Source organism: Bacillus tianshenii (assembly GCA_020524525.2).
Lineage (GTDB): Bacteria > Bacillota > Bacilli > Bacillales > Bacillaceae_N > Bacillus_AV.
This window is the reverse complement of sequence record CP129018.1, coordinates 1498675-1518332: the sequence shown is the minus strand read 5'-3', so window position 1 is coordinate 1518332 and position 19658 is coordinate 1498675. Positions and strand designations below refer to the sequence as shown.

The 19658-nt window shown below is 39.3% G+C and carries 19 protein-coding genes and 1 riboswitch; of the genes, 17 read left to right on the top strand and 2 right to left on the bottom strand.

What is annotated here, in order from left to right:
• Positions 1-1305 carry a 2-oxoglutarate dehydrogenase complex dihydrolipoyllysine-residue succinyltransferase gene (odhB, locus tag LC040_07640; GenBank protein ID WLR52756.1) on the top strand — a complete coding sequence of 435 codons (1305 nt, stop codon included), beginning with the start codon at positions 1-3 and terminating at the stop codon, positions 1303-1305.
• Positions 1306-1401: 96 nt separating this feature from the next.
• Here odhB and LC040_07635 read toward each other — a convergent pair whose 3' ends face one another.
• Positions 1402-2052, bottom strand: a complete 651-nt coding sequence (locus LC040_07635; protein ID WLR52755.1) for a peroxiredoxin — start codon at positions 2050-2052, stop codon at positions 1402-1404.
• 258 nt (positions 2053-2310) lie between these two features.
• On the opposite strand from LC040_07635, the gene LC040_07630 reads away from it, so the two are divergent.
• The 8 genes from LC040_07630 (at position 2311) to LC040_07595 (ending at position 9787) form a co-directional block, all read left to right on the top strand.
• A complete protein-coding gene (locus tag LC040_07630) occupies positions 2311-2568 on the top strand; it encodes a FeoA family protein (protein ID WLR52754.1) in 258 nt (85 codons plus the stop codon).
• On the top strand, positions 2565-3290 hold the full coding sequence (locus tag LC040_07625; GenBank protein ID WLR52753.1) for a FeoB small GTPase domain-containing protein: 726 nt from the start codon (positions 2565-2567) through the stop codon (positions 3288-3290). Before LC040_07630 ends, LC040_07625 begins: the two co-directional genes overlap by 4 nt.
• Positions 3259-4650, top strand: coding sequence for a nucleoside recognition domain-containing protein (locus LC040_07620; GenBank protein WLR52752.1), 1392 nt, complete (start codon positions 3259-3261; stop codon positions 4648-4650). Before LC040_07625 ends, LC040_07620 begins: the two co-directional genes overlap by 32 nt.
• Before the next feature lie 145 nt (positions 4651-4795).
• Complete coding sequence (locus tag LC040_07615; GenBank protein ID WLR52751.1) at positions 4796-5722, top strand: zinc ABC transporter substrate-binding protein; 927 nt, start codon at positions 4796-4798, stop codon at positions 5720-5722.
• Positions 5723-5737: 15 nt separating this feature from the next.
• Complete coding sequence (locus LC040_07610; GenBank protein WLR52750.1) at positions 5738-6484, top strand: metal ABC transporter ATP-binding protein; 747 nt, start codon at positions 5738-5740, stop codon at positions 6482-6484.
• Between the two features lie 15 nt (positions 6485-6499).
• Positions 6500-7822, top strand: a complete 1323-nt coding sequence (locus LC040_07605) for a metal ABC transporter permease (GenBank protein WLR52749.1) — start codon at positions 6500-6502, stop codon at positions 7820-7822.
• A complete protein-coding gene (locus tag LC040_07600; GenBank protein WLR52748.1) occupies positions 7819-8700 on the top strand; it encodes a metal ABC transporter permease in 882 nt (293 codons plus the stop codon). The genes LC040_07605 and LC040_07600 overlap by 4 nt, the downstream gene beginning before the upstream one ends.
• 280 nt (positions 8701-8980) lie before the next feature.
• Positions 8981-9787 (top strand): DUF169 domain-containing protein, encoded by an 807-nt coding sequence (locus tag LC040_07595; protein ID WLR52747.1) that lies wholly within the window; start codon positions 8981-8983, stop codon positions 9785-9787.
• Positions 9788-9805: 18 nt separating this feature from the next.
• Here the strand turns inward: LC040_07595 and LC040_07590 are convergent, their stop codons facing one another.
• A complete protein-coding gene (locus LC040_07590; GenBank protein ID WLR52746.1) occupies positions 9806-11131 on the bottom strand; it encodes a M20/M25/M40 family metallo-hydrolase in 1326 nt (441 codons plus the stop codon).
• A 94-nt stretch (positions 11132-11225) separates the two neighbouring features.
• Here LC040_07590 and LC040_07585 point away from each other — a divergent pair, with 94 nt between their 5' ends.
• From LC040_07585 to LC040_07550, 8 genes are all read left to right on the top strand, one after another.
• A complete protein-coding gene (locus LC040_07585; protein ID WLR52745.1) occupies positions 11226-12161 on the top strand; it encodes a hypothetical protein in 936 nt (311 codons plus the stop codon).
• Positions 12162-12267: 106 nt separating this feature from the next.
• Positions 12268-12414, top strand: coding sequence for a hypothetical protein (locus tag LC040_07580; protein ID WLR52744.1), 147 nt, complete (start codon positions 12268-12270; stop codon positions 12412-12414).
• 99 nt (positions 12415-12513) lie between these two features.
• A complete protein-coding gene (locus LC040_07575) occupies positions 12514-13740 on the top strand; it encodes a dicarboxylate/amino acid:cation symporter (GenBank protein WLR52743.1) in 1227 nt (408 codons plus the stop codon).
• 202 nt (positions 13741-13942) lie between these two features.
• The gene (locus LC040_07570) at positions 13943-14377 is read left to right on the top strand and encodes an ATP-binding protein (GenBank protein ID WLR52742.1); all 435 of its coding nucleotides are present in this window, start codon (positions 13943-13945) and stop codon (positions 14375-14377) included.
• Complete coding sequence (locus LC040_07565; GenBank protein ID WLR52741.1) at positions 14374-14769, top strand: STAS domain-containing protein; 396 nt, start codon at positions 14374-14376, stop codon at positions 14767-14769. Before LC040_07570 ends, LC040_07565 begins: the two co-directional genes overlap by 4 nt.
• Positions 14770-14787: 18 nt before the next feature.
• The gene (locus LC040_07560) at positions 14788-16476 is read left to right on the top strand and encodes a HAMP domain-containing methyl-accepting chemotaxis protein (protein WLR52740.1); all 1689 of its coding nucleotides are present in this window, start codon (positions 14788-14790) and stop codon (positions 16474-16476) included.
• Positions 16477-16495: 19 nt separating this feature from the next.
• The gene (locus LC040_07555) at positions 16496-17638 is read left to right on the top strand and encodes a SpoIIE family protein phosphatase (GenBank protein WLR52739.1); all 1143 of its coding nucleotides are present in this window, start codon (positions 16496-16498) and stop codon (positions 17636-17638) included.
• Between the two features lie 129 nt (positions 17639-17767).
• Positions 17768-17870, top strand: a riboswitch (SAM riboswitch).
• Between the two features lie 116 nt (positions 17871-17986).
• Positions 17987-19594: a sodium:solute symporter family protein gene (locus tag LC040_07550; GenBank protein ID WLR52738.1), complete on the top strand. Its 1608-nt coding sequence runs from the start codon at positions 17987-17989 to the stop codon at positions 19592-19594.
• Positions 19595-19658: the final 64 nt, after the last annotated feature.

Sequence of the window (19658 nt, the reverse complement as noted above, 5' to 3'; positions counted from 1 at the left end):
GTGAAAGAAATCAAAGTACCAGAACTTGCTGAATCCGTTACAGAAGGAACAATTGCCGAATGGTTGAAAGGCGAAGGAGACACCGTTCAAAAAGGTGATCCAATTGTTGAATTAGAAACAGATAAAATTAATCTTGAAGTAAATAGTGAATTTGACGGTGTGCTCACTGAATTGTTAAAAGAACCAGGCGATACAGTTGAGGTTGGCGACATCATTGCAAAGCTAGATGAATCTGGCGAAGGCGGTGGTGCTGCTGAATCAAAACAAGAGAAAGCAGAAGATGCTAACCAAGAGGAAAAACAAGAAGAACCTAAAAAACAAGAACAAAAGCAAGAACAAAAAGAAGAGACAACAGGCGATGATAAGCAAGAAGAAACAGACAATAAAGGTCCACAGCAAGGTCCTGTTGCATCTCCTGCTGCACGTAAGCGTGCTCGGGAGCTTGGCATTGATTTAAATGATCTTAAAGGGTCTGACCCGCTTGGCCGCGTTCGTACAGAAGATGTTGAACAAGCTGCAAAAGATAAGAAAGCACCAAAAGAGCAGCCAAAACAACAAAAACAAGAGCCAGCTAAATCATCTGCTGCAAAAGATGAGAAGCCAGTTGAGCGTGTGAAAATGTCTCGTCGTCGCCAAACGATCGCGAAGCGTCTTGTTGAAGCACAGCAAACAGCAGCGATGCTTACAACGTTCAATGAAATTGATATGACAGCGATTATGGAGCTGCGTAAACGCCGGAAAGACGCATTCCTTGATAAGCATGGTGTGAAGCTAGGCTTCATGTCGTTCTTTACAAAAGCAGTTGTCGGCGCGTTGAAGCAATTCCCGCTTCTAAATGCAGAAATTGACGGGGACGAGCTTGTAAAGAAACTATACTATGATGTTGGTATTGCGGTTGCTGCTGAAGAAGGTCTTGTCGTTCCGATTGTTCGTGATGCAGATCGTTTAAGCTTCGCAGAAATTGAAAGTGAAATTGGCAATTTAGCGAAGAAAGCACGTGACAATAAATTAACATTAAAAGAACTTCAAGGCGGTTCATTCACGATTACGAATGGTGGTATTTTCGGGTCCCTTTACTCAACACCTATTCTTAATACGCCGCAAGTTGGGATCTTAGGCATGCATAAAATTCAAAAACGTCCGATCGTTGTTGACGAGAAGACAGATAAAGTAGAAGTTCGTCCGATGATGTATATCGCTCTTTCATATGACCATCGAATTGTAGACGGTTCAGAAGCTGTTCAATTCCTTGCAGCAATTAAAGATATGATTGAAGACCCTGAAAACCTTCTGTTAGAAGGATAAATAGTAAAGAAACCGCTGATGCGATCAGCGGTTTCTTTCATTTCCTAGGTTAAGAAAGCCGGTTATGCTTGAATGCATAACCGGCTTTCTTCTATATTAAATATCTTTTTTACATAAGTACCAATCGATACATTCAAGTCCTTCTTCTTTTTCTCGTTTTTCGGCATCTTCCTGTGTCTTTGGTGGCGGTGTTAGCACTTTATCACCTGGTCTCCAGTTTGCTGGAGTCGGTGTTTGGTGTTCTTCAGTTGTTTGCAGTGCTTTTACTAGTCGTAAAATCTCATCCATATTACGCCCTGTTGTCAGCGGATAGTAAATAATTGATTTAATCACTTGCTTATCGTCAATGACAAATACAGCTCTGCTTGTCTCTGTCTGACTTTCTTCTGGCATAATCATGCCGTATTTCATCGCTACATTTCGGTCTAAGTCAGCGATAATTGGGAATTCAATTGCTTGATTGAAATTCTTTTCAATGTTTCGTACCCATGCAATATGAGAGGATACGCTGTCCACGCTAAGACCAAGTAACTCTGTATTCATCTTCTTTAATTCAGGATAGATATTCTGAAAGGCTACAAATTCTGTCGTACAAACTGGTGTAAAGTCAGCAGGATGTGAAAATAAGACAAGCCATTTGCCGCGGTAATCCCTTAGGGAACGCTTTCCATGAGTGGTTTGTGCTTCAAAAGCTGGAGCTTTAGAGCCAATTCTTGGCATTGAGGTAAATTGTTCTTGATTTTCCATTCTATCGCCTCCTCTATGAAGCGTATACCCTGCAGGGATTTAAAACAAACAAGCTTCGTAAAATTGTCACATACATTTGAAATGATGAACCGAAACAAGCTCACTTGAATAAAGTAAAGGCAATAAATAGGCTTAAAAGTTGCATAAGGGCAAAAAAATAAACAATAGTAAACAAAACTGTTGACACACAACAGTAAGATGCATATCATGAAATTGAAAGTTGCCTTAGGTAAAACTTTTTAGTGGGAGGAAGAAATTGTGCCACAGGTAAATGAAAAACCATTATCAGCTTACAAAGAAGCTGAAATTGTTAAGATAAAACAAATAAATGTGGAAGGAACATTAAGAAGAAGGCTCCTCGACTTAGGCTTTGTGAAAGGAGCAGTCGTTGAAGTTCTGCAAAAGAGCCCTTTAAAAGACCCAACAGCCTATTATGTCAGTGGTACAACGATCGCTCTTCGAAAAGAAGAAAGTGACAAAATTATTGTTGAGCGGTTTAAGGAGGATGAAGAATGACTACATTTCGTATTGCATTGGCTGGTAATCCGAATACAGGGAAAAGTACCCTTTTCAATGCACTAACTGGAATGAGACAACATACTGGAAACTGGCCTGGAAAAACAGTTTTACAAGCGGTTGGTCATTTTGAATATCAGGATAATCAATATGAGCTTATAGATTTGCCAGGCACATATTCGCTTTATTCGAACTCAACTGATGAGGAAGTGGCAAGGGATTATATTATTTTTGAAAAACCTGATGTAACGGTCGTTGTAATGGATGCTACATCGTTAGAGAGGAATATGAACTTGGCACTTCAAGTATTAGAGATGACATCAACCACTGTCATTTGTATCAATCTAATGGATGAAGCGAAGAAAAAAGGCATTACGATTGATACAGCACGGTTAGAAGAAAAGCTTGGTGTGCCGGTTGTTAAGATATCAGCACGAAATAGAAAGGGATTTAATGAGCTGTTTAAAGCTTTAGAAGAGATAGCGACAGGAGATCGGAAAACAAAACCATATCACGTGTCTTATTCGGAGACACTTGAAGAGAAGATTGCCGAGGTTGAAGAACATGTGAAACGAATTTTCGGTAATGAATTTCCAAGTCGTTGGATTGCTCTTCGCATTATTGATGGAGATGAACAGCTTCTCCAATCATTAAAACAGCATGTTATGAAACAGAGAGGAGAAGTAGAGCATGAACACGGACGTGCAGCTGAAGTCAATTGAGCACCTTTACCGTCACGCGAAGAGCAAACAACCTGTTGATACGCGTGATGAGATCGTTTCTAGCATTTATGAAACGAGCCGTTCAATTTGCGGAGGAATTGTCACAAAGAAGCAAAAGGAAGATCAATTTACTCGCAAGCTTGATCGCGTGTTAACATCACGTTTGTTTGGCTTTCCGATTATGTTTATTCTCCTTGGGACGGTTTTTTGGGTCACGATAGCCGGAGCAAATGTGCCCTCAAGCATGCTTGCAGATTTATTTGCCACTCTTGAAGCTCAATTAACGAAAGGGTTCATGGCAATCCATGCACCTGAATGGTTACACGGCATTCTCGTACTAGGCCTTTTCCGCGGAACAGGCTGGGTAGTCAGTGTTATGTTACCGCCAATGGCTATTTTCTTTCCGATTTTTGCCCTGCTTGAGAACTTTGGCTACTTACCTCGAGTTGCCTTCAATATGGATCGTTTATTTAAGCGTGCAGGTGCTCACGGAAAGCAATCATTAATGATGGCTATGGGGTTTGGTTGTAATGCGGCAGCCATTATGTCAACGCGAATTATTGAATCCCCACGGGAAAGAATGTTGGCTATTTTAACGAATAACTTTGTACCATGTAATGGCCGCTGGCCGACGCTCATTTTGCTTGCGACCTTATTTATGGCAACAGGGGTTACAGGAGGAATGTCTACAGCTGTTACTGCAGCTATCTTAATGGGATTAGTACTGTTTGGCATTCTTGTGACTCTTATTGTTTCTTGGGTTCTGTCGAAAACAGCACTCAAGGGTGTACCAACACACTATACATTAGAACTCCCACCATATCGGAGACCTAAATTTTTCGATACGGTGATTCGCAGCAGTATTGATAAATCGTGGAATGTGTTAAAGCGAGCAGTCGTTGTTGCCGCGCCAGCATCAATTTTAGTATGGATACTCGCCAACATTGATATTAGCAATACAAGTTTGTTAATGTATGTCGTTAATTTCTTAGACCCATTCGGTCAAGCGCTTGGGATGGATGGTTTTATTTTAGCCGCCTTTCTGTTAGGGCTTCCAGCGAATGAAATCGTTGTACCTATTTTGTTAATGGCCTACCTTTCACAAGGGGCTATGCTTGAGCTAGAGGATTTGTCAGCTATGAAACAAGTATTTCTTGACCATGGGTGGACGTGGGTAACAGCCATGAATGTCATGTTATTTTCACTGCTTCACTATCCATGTGGTACAACACTTGTCAATATTTATAAAGAAACGAAAAGTAAAAAATGGACGTTTATGTCATTTGCAATTCCAACAGCCATTGCAATTGGTGTTACATTTGCCACAGCAACACTAGCTCGTGCCCTTGGCTGGATATAGATGATGAAGCTGCCTGTATGGCAGTTTCATTTTTACAACCCACTGATAATAATATTCATCATTAATAGTAGATTTATATTTTTTTTGCTTAAAATTTGCATTAATGCAAAAAAGTTATATGAAGGAAAGTTAAGGAGGGAGAAAAATGAAGAAATGGTTAGCGAGTGTATGTGTGGCCATACTTCTTATATTTACTACAGCATGTTCACAGACAGAGGTACAAACAGAGGCGAATGGGAGTGGGAAAATAAGCGTTACAACAACAATCGCACAAATTGCAGACATTGTAAAAAATGTTGGCGGCGAGCATGTTGAAATTGAAAGTTTAATGGGGCCGGGTACAGACCCTCATTTATATCAAGCAACTCAAAAGGATATTCAAAAGTTAAATGAAGCTGATGTTATTTTCTATAATGGTCTTCACTTAGAAGGAAAGATGAATGAAATCTTTGAGAAAATGAGTGCTCAAAAGCCGACACATGCGGTTGCAGATGGTGTGCCGGAAGAAAAGTTAATTAAAGAAGGCAAAGATGCGTATGACCCGCATATTTGGTTTGATGTGCAGCTGTGGACATATGCAGTTGATGAAGTAGTAAAAGGGCTCAGTGAAATGGATAAAGAACATGCCGAGGAGTTCAAGGCAAACGGTGAGAGCTATAAAAAGGAATTGGCTGAGCTTGATGCTTTTGCAAAAGAACGATTATCAGAGATACCTGAAGAAAGCCGAGTTCTTGTAACGGCCCATGACGCTTTTAATTATTTTGGTAATGCATACGAGGTTGAGGTAAAAGGATTGCAAGGTTTAAGTACAGATTCTGAATATGGCATAAAAGACGTACAAAATATCGTTGACTTACTAGTGAACCGGAAGATAAAAGCTGTTTTTGTAGAAAGCTCTATTTCCGAAAAATCTATAAATGCAGTCGTTAAAGGAGCAGGTAAAAGAGGGCATGAAGTAAAAATTGGAGGTGAGCTATATTCAGATGCAATGGGAGCATCAGATACAGAGACAGGCACGTATATCGGCATGTTCAAGCATAACATCAATACGATAACAGATTCCTTAAAATAAAGGAGTGAGACGAAGGTGGACCCATTAACAGTTGAGAATATTACAGTCGCATATCAGAAGAAACCTGTTCTTTCTGAAGTTAACTTTTCTGTACCAGAAGGCAAGCTGATTAGTATTGTTGGGCCGAATGGTGCCGGGAAGTCAACACTCATTAAAGCAATCTTGGGGCTTGTTCCAAAAGCAAGCGGCTCTGTTCACATATATGGAAAGCCTTATCATAAGCAACGTAAATTAGTAGGTTATGTGCCGCAGCGTGGTGAAGTGGATTGGGACTTTCCGACAAATGCACTCGACGTTGTTTTAATGGGGCGCTACGGTCATATCGGCTGGTTGAAGCGTCCCTCGAAAAAAGATATTACCTTCGCCAAGGAATGTCTTGAAAAAGTCGGGATGAGTGCATATGCAGGTCGTCAAATTAGCCAGCTTTCTGGCGGACAGCAGCAAAGGGTCTTCCTAGCGCGAGCGTTGGCACAAGATGCAACGATTTATTTCATGGATGAACCGTTCGTAGGTGTAGATGCGGCGACGGAAAAAGCGATTATTACACTACTGAATGAATTGAAGGAGCAAGGGAAGACCGTCCTCGTTGTTCACCATGATTTGCAAACGGTCCCGGAATACTTTGACTGGACGTTGCTTCTTAATATGCGTCTGCTTGAAGCTGGCCCGACCGAAGAAGTCTTTACAGTAGAAAACTTGCAAAAAACATATGGCGGACGTCTTGCATTTTTAGAAAAAGGCTCTGCCATTATTGAACACTAAAGGAGGGAGAAAACAATGCTTCAGGAAATGCTTGCAATGTTAGGGAATGCAAATACACAGTGGGTATTAGCGGGCACCTTGCTGCTTGGAATCTCAAGTGGGGTGTTAGGAAGCTTTGCACTCTTGCGTAAGCAAAGTTTGATAGGCGATGCCATGGCTCATGCAGCACTTCCTGGTGTTTGTCTTGCATTTATTTTATATGGTAAGAAGTCCATGCCGTTGTTTTTAATTGGAGCGGCTTTGGCTGGACTACTTGCCACTTACTTTATTCAAGCGATTGCAAAGCACTCCCGTATTAAAGAAGATACATCGATCGGCCTCGTGCTTTCTGTCTTCTTTGGTTTTGGAATTGTGTTGCTAACGCGAATTACGCAATCTTCCTCAGGGAATAAAAGTGGGTTGGATGATTTTATCTTCGGTCAAGCCGCATCACTTGTTGGAAATGATGTGAAAGTCATTGCCGGTGCTGCCGCATGTCTATTATTACTAACAGCACTTTTATTTAAGGAGTTCAAATTGCTAAGCTTCGACCCAGCGTTTGCCCAAGGAATTGGAATGCCTGTGAAGTGGTTTAATGGGTTATTAATGACATTAATTGTCGGTGCAGTGGTTATCGGAATTCAGGCAGTTGGAGTTGTGTTAATGTCAGCTATGTTGATTACACCAGCAATTGCTGCAAGGTATTGGACCGAAAAATTAAGCGTTATGGTCATTCTCTCAGGAGCAATTGGAGGAGTAGCAGGTGTTAGTGGAACATTATTAAGTACAGTTGCGGAAGGGCTTGCCACAGGTCCAATTATCGTCATCGCTGCCACAATAATATTCCTCTTTTCCTTGTTGTTTGCCCCAAAAAGAGGCTTACTCATAAAGACAATTAAACATTTGCGGATGAAAAGACAAACAGCAAAGGAATATGTGCTTATCTCTTTGTATGAGCTGTATGAAGAAGCAGGTAACAATGGAAAAATGTCTTTTACCACTGAACATATTAATGCCAAGCGACCTGTTTCAAGCATTTTACTCAAATCAGCAATTCGAAAGCTGAGTAAAAGAGGCTTCATCCAGCTTACAGAAAACGATGGTATTCAGTTATCATCAAGTGGTTTGAAGCAAGCTCACCAGCATACCCTTCAATATCGTCTGCAGGAAATTTATTTAATGCATGAGAAGGAGTTTGCGGTGCCTGAAGTAGAGGATATACGCACAGACTATGAGAAGCTCCCTTCGCATTTGAAAAGTCAGCTTAAAGAAAAACTGAGTCAATATAATCGTGAACCATTATTACTAAGGAGTGACAATGAAGGTTATTTGTTAAATGAAAGGAAGGTGCAGGCATGAGTTATGAAGCGTGGATAATTGTTACAGGCTCCCTTGTAGGTGTCACATGTGGGATTACAGGGTGTTTTCTTATCTTAAGAAAGATGGCAATGCTTGCAGATGCAATTAGTCATACCGTCCTTTTAGGTATTGTATTAGCCTTTTTGGTCAGTCAATCGCTTGACGGTATCTATATGCTGATTGGCGCCACAGCTGTTGGGCTGTTAACGGCATTTTTTGTACAGCTTTTAGATTCGAGCGGTGTGCAGAGTGATGCGGCCATTGGCGTTGTGTTTACTTCCCTCTTTGCCCTTGGTGTCATTCTTATATCCATGTATGCAGGAAATGTCCACTTGGACGTCAACCATGCCTTAATGGGCGAGATAACATTTATTCCGTGGGATACGTTGACATACAATGATATGAATCTCGGTCCGAAAGCTGTTTGGATGCTTGGCTCTGTTTTGATTATCAATGTGTTGTTGATTGTGCTGTTTTATAAAGAATTTAAGATCTGTTCTTTTGACCCGCAAATGGCAGCTGCAATCGGAATTCCTGTTCTCCTCATTCATTATATGATGATGGGAATGGTTTCTCTTACAACTGTAGCATCATTTGATAGTGTTGGAGCTATCTTAGTCGTTGCGATGTTAATTGTCCCAGGGGCTACTGCCTATCTCTTAACTGATAAGCTGTACCTTATGTTGTTGCTTAGTGCGGTAACTGGAGTGCTCAGTGCTGTTATTGGATATTACACAGCTACGGTGTTTAATGTTTCGATTGCTGGCGCGATGGCTACAATCGCAGGTTTAATCTTTGGCCTCACCTTCTTTCTCTCTCCTTCACATGGCTTACTTTCAAAATTTTTGGCAAGAAGGAAAATACAATCACCAACTTAAAGACGAAAGGCGGCTTAGTTAGGCCGCCTTTTTATCGTTATTCTGTTCAAAAAGAGTATCATAATAATAAACTTTCGGAAGGTGGATGTGCAGCCAATAGTCTTGAAGCATTGTCATAGAGACAAAGCTAACCAGTTGCCAATCGATTATTTTCCACATGTTATCACCTCAATTCGCCTTGTTTTAATGTATGATAGGGAAGGTTTGTCATATGAAAGCAGGATTCTACAATTAAATGTCAAAATATTAAGAATACGATATTTTGTAAGGGGGAAGAAATGTGGAGAAAGCAACAACGGTTGAACAAGAAAAGTTAGTCGTATTAAATGAAGCGATTGAAAAGTACGTACGCCCTGATACCTTTCCATTGGCAGTAAAAGTTTTAAAGGAAGAAGAGGCATTACCTGAACGAATCAAACGTCCGAAACAAGATTTAGGGATGACGTTTAGTATCTGTCAAGCTGTGACAATGTCCCGCCGTTATGGATGGGCAATGGCAATGGGAGCAGAGGACCAGTCCTGTCCAATTGCAAAGGTAGCCTTTGGTTATGAAGATGAAATTGATTTTTATAAAGATGGAAACCTGCCTAACCAAATGTATACAAAAACATGTGAGCTTGGGGCAAAAACAGAAGCCGCTGTTCCGAAATTTACAAAAGCAGAGGCTGGCACTGTTGTCATTTCCCCGCTTACAAGAGCATCTTTTGACCCTGAGCTTGTCATTGTCTACGGGAACTCAGCTCAAGTCATGCGAATGGTCGCAGCAGCACTGTACAACACAGGTGGGGAAATCACGTCAAGTTTCTCATCTCGTGCTGACTGTGCGGACTTAATTATCCGCACAAAGCAAACAGATAAACCGCAAGTAATCTTACCATGCTACGGTGACCGAGTGTTTGGTCAAACTCATGATCATGAAATGGCCTTTACGTTCCCTTATTCAATGGTGGATGATTTTCTTGAAGGCTTACAGGGTACGCATAAAGGCGGTGTACGATATCCAATTCCAACGTACTTACGTTATGAAGCACAATTCCCGCATACGTACCAAAAGTTAAATAAAATGTTTGAAGAAGAAAAGGCTTAACATCCAACAAGCGCCCCCTTAAAGGCTGGCGCTCGTTCTTTTTGAAATAGCATTTTGAAGTTCATTCGGATGATGTAACACATCACGAATAAGTTGAATCGTTTCATAGGCAGCGACAAGATCAAATGTTTCGTTGTTTGTATGTTCGTATTGGTAGCCAGCAGATAGATTGACAGAAGGTATGCCTTCCCGAGAAAAAATAAGCGCATCACTTGTTCCGCCTTCTGTCATTTTCCAATCTGCCATCCCTAGTCTTTGGCCAGCCTGCTCAAACAATCGACCGTATGCTTGTTCACAAAATAAATCAATACCCATGCGTGATGTGACAATATCGCGACTGTTTCTCCGGTCAACAACGATAGCTGCGTCGACGTTTTCTAGAAAGCGGCGGTCCATTTCGATTGCTCCTACACATCCGATTTCTTCTTTAACAGTAAAAGCAAGCTTTATTGTCCCATTGAAATTCAGCTTGTGTATCTCTTCAATTACTTTTAGAATAATCCCAATTCCTGCTCGATCGTCTGCACCGAAAATCCCTTTGCTTGAAGAAAGCACTGTCCCATTCTCGATGATTTCCCGTGTTGGGTGAATCGCTTCACATGTATCCATATGGGCAGATAATAAGATGGTTGGACCGTCACCGCATTCATAGGTTGCCAGAACATTCCCTGCACTGTCCACATATACATCGTCAACTTGCTTCGAAAGTCTATTTACTAAGTATTGACGTATTCTTCGTTCATTTCCACTTTCACCAACAATATTGAAAAGCTTTTTAAAGTAAGCTTTATTTGCAGCAGCTAAATAACGATCAAGCATACGTGGTGACTGCCATACTGCATAAAGACGTTCAGCCATTTCAAGCAAATCAGATATTTCTTTGTATCGAAGAGAAACCTTACGCTCACTTCCATGGAAAAGTAAATCAACTGTTGAAGGAGCACATACTTTAAGAAGTCTTTTTTGCTTAAATGTTAAAGGATATTTAAACCAAATTCGAGCAGGTCGTTTATTGTGACCATCACAGCACATTCCAGTATAAATACGAAGTTCATTTAACCATCTCACAATGCCCCGGACATACGTATCTAAGTCAGCAAATGGAAGGTCTCCTTTTTCAGAATCAAGCAATAATTCACCGCCAACACGTTCAGGTTTGCATGCTCCCTCTAAAAGATGAATCCACTGATCTTCAGTTATGTTTTCTTGGGATATTCCTTCTTTTTTAAGTTGTTCAACTGTATTGTGAAGACAACGGCCCACTATTGTTGGCATAATGCCCTCTTTTAAATCTTCCGCTAAGAACCCATGGCGAATAAAAAGTGTTTGAAGGTTTACTAACATGTAGCATCAGCTCCTTTTTTTGTTATATTCATAGTATAGCAAGGCTCATGTGAGTGGCTTTCACATGAGAATAACTTGAGGCGGGGGAGCTACAATGGAGCGAATTCGGGATATTGAACCAATACAACAGGAAAATCAATTAAAAATAGCCTATAACGAAGCATTGCAGGCGGAGGATACTAACCGAAGTGAAATGTTAAAGGCACAGCTTGTAAACCTTTATGTCTTTCATGGTGAGAATTTTAAAATGTCGGCAAGACCAAACAAACAAATGGCAAGAAACTATTTACAAAAAGCTTTACGGCTTAGTCCTAAACATGCAGTGGCTAATTATCGGCTGGCCCATCTTTATTACAGGGAACATCTCTTTTCTTTAGCTGTGTTTTATTTTGAACGAGCATTGAAAACAGGCGAATTAAATGATACGCAGAAAATGCTGTCCTACATGTTTCTTTCTAATTGTGGGTTTCAAATTGCAAAACAAGCGTTGGAAAGAAAACAAGAATTAGAAGGTAATTGTGAGCTAGAAATTGACGAAGATAAAGTGGAGCAATATGAACAAGAAATTTTTCTTACAGAACCAGAAAGCTTGGAGCGGCTGCGTTATCGAATCGTAACACCTGATGAGAAACGTATTGTGTCAGAGGAGCGGTATTATAGCTATTTAGATGAAAACTCACCCGAAACCATCTACTTCATTTTAAGTGACGAGGGGATGTATATAAAATACGAAGGGGAGCTCCGGCGATTAGAAGTTAATAAGTTCTGGATTGCTTATGTGATTCTGAAAAATGATAAATGGACTGGTAATACAACCATTTTAAATATTTTTAGAAACAGTTTAACTTATCACGTTGACATACATCCAGATAATATCCGTCAGCATCTTTCGGGCTTACGTCGGGTTCTCCCATTTTGGGATTCGATTATCGAGATGAAACAAGAACACCGACATGTTTTACGGCGAAGAAAAAAAGGGTTAACATATTGTATCCTTTGTCGTGCAAGTGATCTGTTACTTGATGAATAACACCCTTTTTCATGGAACAGGGTGTTTATACTGAGAGGCAGAGGTGAATTTGAACGACTATTAGAGAACTACTCGCCACTTAGCTAGGCTTGAAGATGTTAAGGAATTGGCAAAGCTTTATATATTGATAGGCGTTAAAATGCACTTAGAAACAGAATTAAAATGGCTTCAAGCTCTTAAAGAAGAAGCAAATGATGAGCGTTTAGGGAAGAAAAAGCTATCTCCAAAAATAGCAGATAGACACACCTTATAAAATGGGTGTGTTTTTCTTTTGTACACCATATTTCTTGCAAGTTATGACAAAACAAGGCATGCTAAAGAAGTAAAAACATAGCAAAAAGGTAGGTTAAATATGAAGAAATTATGGCGGGTGTATCGAAATACATCTTTTGTTATAAAAGTGAGTGTTGGTTTTCTATTAGGTATTATAACAGGGCTAGTTGTTGGACCCGCAGCGACGATTGTTTCCCCCTTAGGTGATTTATTATTAAGATTATTAAATATGATTGCGATACCGGTTATCTTTTTAACAGTTGTGTTGGCTGTAGACCAGATGAATCCAAAGCAATTAGGAAGAGTCGGGAGCAAGCTGTTCCTTTATTATTTAACAACAACGGCAGCAGCTGTTTCAATTGGTTTTGGATTAGCCGCTTGGACAAATCCAGGCGAAGGGTTAAGTCTTGGAGAAGAGAAGGTGGAAGTACCAGAAACACCTTCTGTTTCAGAGGTTTTCCTTAACATTGTTCCAAAAAATATGTTTGAAGCATTTACAAGTGGAGATATACTTGCAATTTTGTTTTTAGCAATTATTATTGGTTTATCTATCGCAGGTATGCGTTTTTCAACAGAACAGCACATGCGTCAATATGGAGAAACGCTCCATCACTTCGCAGAAGCAGCGAACAAGATGCTATTTCGTATATTGACCGGCGTCTTGGAATATGCCCCGATTGGAGTGTTTGCGATTAGCGCTACTACCTTCGGAAAGCAGGGGATGCAGACAGTAGAATCGTTAGCTAAGCTGGTTGGTGTCTTTTACGGAGGAATAGCAATTCTCTGGCTACTTGTATATGGAATGTTTTTGATTTTTTACCGTATTCCAATTATGAAGTTTTTAAAAGATACAAAGGAAGCTTACACAACAGCCTTCTTCACCTCAAGCAGTATTGCTTCTCTTCCTGTGGCGATGGATGCTGCGAAACGAGCGGGAATTTCCGATCGTATCGTAAATTTCAGTCTGCCGCTTGGGGCTGCCTTTAACTCTGATGGAGGAGCCTTACGCATGGGTGTTTCCGTTATTTTTGCAGCCAATGTGGCAGGGATTCAAATGAGCGGCACAGAGTTATTGATCATTGTCTTAACAGGAACATTACTTTCAGTAGGTACTGCAGGCGTTCCGGCCGCTGGTCTTGTTTCCCTATCAATTGTGCTCCAAATGTTTAACCTTCCAATTGAAATTGTCGCACTTATTGCAGGGGTAGATGCATTAATTGGCATGGTAGGTACCGCTTCAAATGTAATGGGTGACCTTGTTGGGGCAGCTGTGGTGAATAAAAGTGAAGAAAAATTTATCAATTGAGAAGAAAATGCCGGCCAAGTGCCGGTATTTTTATTTTTCGAATTTAAATTTTCACGTATCATATTTAAATGTAATCTTACAAATAATTCAATAACTTGTCAAAATGTAGTTCTTTATAATTACATTAAAATGGTAATATTAACTTGATTTTCATCAAAATGTATACAATTAAAGTATGACTTATTGAAGAAAGGAGGTAGCCATGGACGTTGAAGTAGCTTTCACATGCAAGTCATCAGCTTCATCAATTGAATATATAATGGATGTTTGTCATACAACATTTGAAAGATTTAAATTGCAGCGTGTCCATATATTGAAGTTTCTCATCCATGAAGCATTGATAAATACGGTAGAAGCAATTTCAAAAAAATATAATTCTAAACAAATTAATCAATATTTCACGTTTCAATTAAAACTAAGCCAAGACATTGAAATAAGAGTTATTGATTCTGTCGGCGGATTGTCTCAAGCTTACCTAGACCAATTAAATCCTAAGCAACTTGAAAATATTCTATGGCAAGAAAGTGGTAGAGGCTTACTGTTAATTAAGGAAAAAACAGATAAAATGTGGTACAAAGAACTAGGAAATGAAACCTACGAATTTGGTTTTAAAATAATGGGGGTAGGAAATAGATGACAAATTTTGAAGACCAAAATGAGGTAAGAGTAAATATTGAAAGGATGCAGCAATATGAAAAAATCGCTTTTAGCGGAAAGCTTATTTATGGGAACACCTCGACAGTAAAAGCGAAGCTACAAGCAGACATAGGGGAAGCAGAAGGCTACATTCTTAATATGGAAAAAGTCATGTTTATTGATAGTACTGGCTTTGGTGTACTAATAAATTTGGCTAAACATTTAAAAGAACGAACAAATAAAATTGTCCTTGTCATTTCAAACGATGAACTTGCTGAATATTTTACAATGGCAAAATTTCATTTGTTGTTTCCGATTGTCCATAATGATCAAGAAGCTTTCGATAAGTTGCAAAATGATGAAAGTTTTCAGAAGCTCTTACAAGACTATTAAGATAAAAGAGGGGAAAATATGAAAAGTATTCGTACAAAAATTCTTTTGTCATTAGGAATTATTTTCATCTTATTTGCAGCCACAAGTGCTTATCAATACAAGGAGTTTGGGAACTTCAAACAAAAGCTGCATCAAGTTGACCAAGTATCATTACAGACAGCGCTAACTGTTAAAGAAATGGAATTATCGATCGTTCAAGTTCAACAATGGTTAACAGATATTAGTGCTACTCGAGGCCTTGACGGTCTTAATGATGGATTTGATTTAGCTGAAGAATATGCAGTAAGCTTTAAAAAAGATATTAAAAGATTGATAGAGCTAAACCCGAGCAATGAATCAGAGCTAAGAACCTTAGAACAAGCTTTTGATGAATACTATAATACTGGTCAAAAAATGGCCAAAGCATATGTGGAAGGTGGTCCACAGTCAGGCAATAAAATAATGGGCGAGTTTGATCAGGTAGCTGAAGATTTACATAATGAAATGGATAAATATTCTAGTAAAGCATTAGATGAGATGAATACAGATTTTAGCTTTATGATAGATAAAAGCAAATTTTTACAATTATTAATTTTAATCGCTTCAATTATTATTATTTTAGTATCAGTTATGATTACAGCAATCATGGGCCGCTCAATTATCAATCCGATAGTCCAACTGATAAGGAGTACAGAAGAGATAGCAGAAGGGAATTTGAAAGAACCAATTATCCCGATTTCAAAAGATGAGACAAGCAAACTGGCCATGTCATTTGAAACGATGCGTCAGCGTTTAGTTGAATTAATTAAAGAAATGAATGGTTTATCAAATGAATTGAATCAAAGTAGCAGAGCTTTGACAGGTTCAGCTCTTCAGGCGAATGAAAGTTCTCAGCAGGTTGCTTTCACTATTTCGGAAATTGCTGATGGTGCTGCACATCAAGCTAATCAAACGAACCAAATTGTGAAATTGATTGATTCATCAGACGCAAAGTTCTCAGAAGGTATGGTTCAAGCTGCACGTAACGTGGAGAATACGGCTACTGTTACAACATTAGCCAAAGAAGGAAACCAGAAAATTAATGAAGCTATTCAACACTTAGGTACTGTCACCAAAACCGTTACGTTTGCAACTGATGCTATTCAAAAACTTGGTAAGCGCTCTAATGAAATTGGAGGTATCATAACGACAATTAGTGACATTGCTGATCAAACGAATTTGTTAGCTTTAAATGCCGCAATTGAAGCTGCCAGGGCAGGAGAACAAGGAAAGGGGTTTGCCGTTGTTGCACAGGAAGTTCGCAAGCTTGCAGAGCAATCAAATGGAGCGGCTTCAAAAATTACAGAATTGATTAATGATATCCAAGCTGAAACATATGTAACAGTTAAAACGATGGAAAGTAACTTAGAAGCTGTAACAGAGCAAGTGAAAATTATTCAGCAAGGCGGCGAGTTTATTACCAATATCGTCAGTAAAGTAAGAGAAACGGAAGATGACACGACAAAGATCCAAGAAATGCTAGAGGAATTCAAACTATATTTGCAAAGAATTACAGATTCCACACAAGAAATATCAAGTATTAGCCAGCAATCAGCTGCAGGGGCCGAAGAGGTATCAGCTTCCTCAGAAGAGTTGACAGGAATTATGGATGAAGTGAAACATAGTGCCAATAAACTTGCAAATTATTCATCCCAGCTTCATGGTCAAGTGAATAAATTTAAAATATAAGAAAGAAAGGTTTCTATGGATGAAGGATATAAATGATTCAATTGATTGCTTTTCAATCAATACACTTCAAGCTCCTGTAGAGTTGAATAAAAGTTTATTGGAGATTATTTATCATAGTGGAGCTGCATTAGTCTATACTTCTGTTGAGGGTGAAATTATTTGGTGTAATAGCCTTTTTGAACAACTTTCAGGATTTCAACTTAAAAACCTCTTTCAAAAAAATATTAAAACCTTTTATTATGAAGCTGAAACGTATCGTGAGCAGTCAAAATTTTGGGCAACGGTTCAAAATGGAGAAATTTCAAAAGGAAAAATAAAAATCCGTCTATTTGGGGACTCCGGCTTGGAAAGAGATGTTTCCATACTACCAAACATTAACCACAAGGGAGAAATGACAGGGTTAATATGGCATATGAAAGCTGTTCCGTTAAAAGAAGAAATTCATTTTGCAAAAGAATTAGAAATGGCCAAACAAGTTCAGCGCAGTGTTTTAAGCGAACCGTTATATCAAGATAATATATCGGTAGAGGCGACCTATGTTCCGTGTGAAAGTCTTGCTGGTGATATGTATGCTTGGTTTCAAATATCTGACTATCAATATGGAATTATTTTACTTGATATAATGGGGCATGGCATTTCTTCTGCATTAATTAGTATGTCCATTCGATCATTGCTTCGAGGAATGATTATACGTATAGTCGACCCGGTCCTTGTGATGCAAGAACTTAATAAACATATGCATCACTTATTTCAAGGTGCTGATAAGTCAATCAACTCTCATTTAACGGCCATTTATCTTCTAATTGATACCCACAAAAAAGAAATCCAATATGTAAATGCCGGACACCCTCCTGCATACGTAATCGAATCAGGCACAGTTACTTCCTTGGATACGGGCACCATTATGATAGGTGCTTTTCCATCTATACCAATTGAAAAAGGCGAACTACACTACGATCAAGCAGCAAAAATTGTGTTATATACCGACGGACTTATGGATGCCTTACATCCTTCGCCTATACAAAGTTTAAAGATGATTCAACACTCTTTAAGGGAGCATGAACATGATAAGAATAATACCTTGATTTCCAAAATAACTCAAAGCTGTAATCGTTCGCTTTCATCTAATGATGATATTTGTATTATTGCGGTTTCACTCTAAGGTTTTTTTGTTGTTTTCTTACCATGTTGCTTAGCTCTAATGGAAAAGTTATTATTCAGATTATAAAAAATATATTGACAAATAAACCGTGAATCATGTAGTATCACATTTAATAATTCAATGAGTATTTCCTTATCAAGAGTCGGGGGAGGAAGCTGGTCCTGAGATCCCGCAGCAACCTGCATTGTCAAGGTGCTAATTCCAACAGACGAATTGGTCTGAAAGATGAGGAGGAGTGTCAGTCATTTACCCTCTTCCTTTTGAAGAGGTTTTTTTAAGTTTTAAAACCAAGTAAGTAGGTTATATTAGGTGGTTTAATGTGGTAAATAATAAAAGGGAGTGAGACACATGACAGAAACAGGTTATTGGTTTATTGCATTTGCATTGATTTATACGTTCTTTTTAATTGGTTCGGGACGGTTAGCAAGAAAACGTGCTGCAAGCGGAAATGGATTCTTTGTTGGAGGTAGAAACTTTGGTAAATGGTTTGTGGCCGTTTGTATTACAGGGCTATTTTCTGGTTCCTCATACATTGCGATACTTGAATTAAGCTATACAACGGGTATTTCGGCTGTGTGGTATGGAGTGGCAGAGACGGTGCAAGTATTGTTGATTGCATTTGTTATTCTTTCACCGTTTCGAAAAAAAGCACTTGTCACAATCTCTGGTTTAATTGGTGATCACTTTGGAAGGCAGGTTCAAGCACTTGCAGGATTAATAACAGCCTTTACATTTCCGATGTGGTCTGTCGCAACGTCGCTAGCGTTCGCTTCTGCACTTAGTGTTTTTACAGGGGTACCATTTGTTGTATCAGTTGCAATTACAGCGCTGTTGCTTTTTTTCTATTTACAATTCGGCGGCATGTGGTCGATTGGTTTTACACAGCTAAGCAATGTCATTGTATTCTTTATTATGCTGAGTATCGGGACATACGCCTTCTTCCTTAATCCAGGTATAGATGGAATAACAAAATTGTTTGAAGCAAAACCAGCAATGGCTTCTTGGACGTCTGTCGGGATTCAGACAATTGTTGCTTGGTTTGGGACATTTATTTTGAATGTTGTATTAGCGCAAGCAGCCTTTCAAATGGCACTTTCGTGTAAAAATGAAAAAGAAGGACAGAAAGGTTTATTACTTGCCGCCCTTATAGGTGTCCCGTTAATAATCGGCGCGATTGTATTCGGGGTTTCAGCTGCTGCAGTGGTACCTGGTGAAGCAAGAGGGTTAACAGCCATTCCGCTTTATTTAATGGAAACATTGCCTGCACCATTAACAGCGCTCTTCTTCCTCGGTTTCTGGGCTGCTGCACTTAGCTGGGGTGCTCCTTGTCAATTTTCTGGAGCAACAAGTCTAGGCCGGGATGTTGGCAGAGCGGTTAATCCGAAAGCAAATGAACAAGATCTTGTTCGTTATACGAAATGGTCGCTACTTTTATTAAGTGGTTTAATGATTATCTTTGCGACACTTCGTGCTGAGCAATCAGCCTGGTGGAATGTTCTTGCATGGGTAACGCGAAATTCCGCTACATTTGCTCCAGTCATTGCAGCATTATTCTGGCCGATTGTAACAAAAAGAGCAGCGCTTGTTTCATTATTTACAGGAGCTGCTTCAGGGTTGCTGTGGTATCACTTAAGCAATTGGGACATTTCAACGTTTTACTTAAACACACACCCGGTTTGGGTTGGGATGATTGTAAATATGACAACCATTTCACTCATTACACTTATCGATGCAAGAGGTCAATGGAAACCATTGCTTCGTTCGAATCGTTCAGGTGTTACAGCGCTTATCATTTCAGCCGCTTTAAGCATTTATGCAACTACTGCAATTGATTTGCTATATAAGACAGGGCTGTTAGGAATGGTCGTTTTCTTTATTGTCGCTGGCATCTTCTTTAGCCTTATTCGCTTTATCCGTCCGACTGAAGAAGTGTTAAAAATAAGAAAAGCAAGCTAATTTAATAGAGAGACTGCAGTTTTCGATATCTGCAGTCTCTTTTTAATGTTTTAGGCAGGTGAAA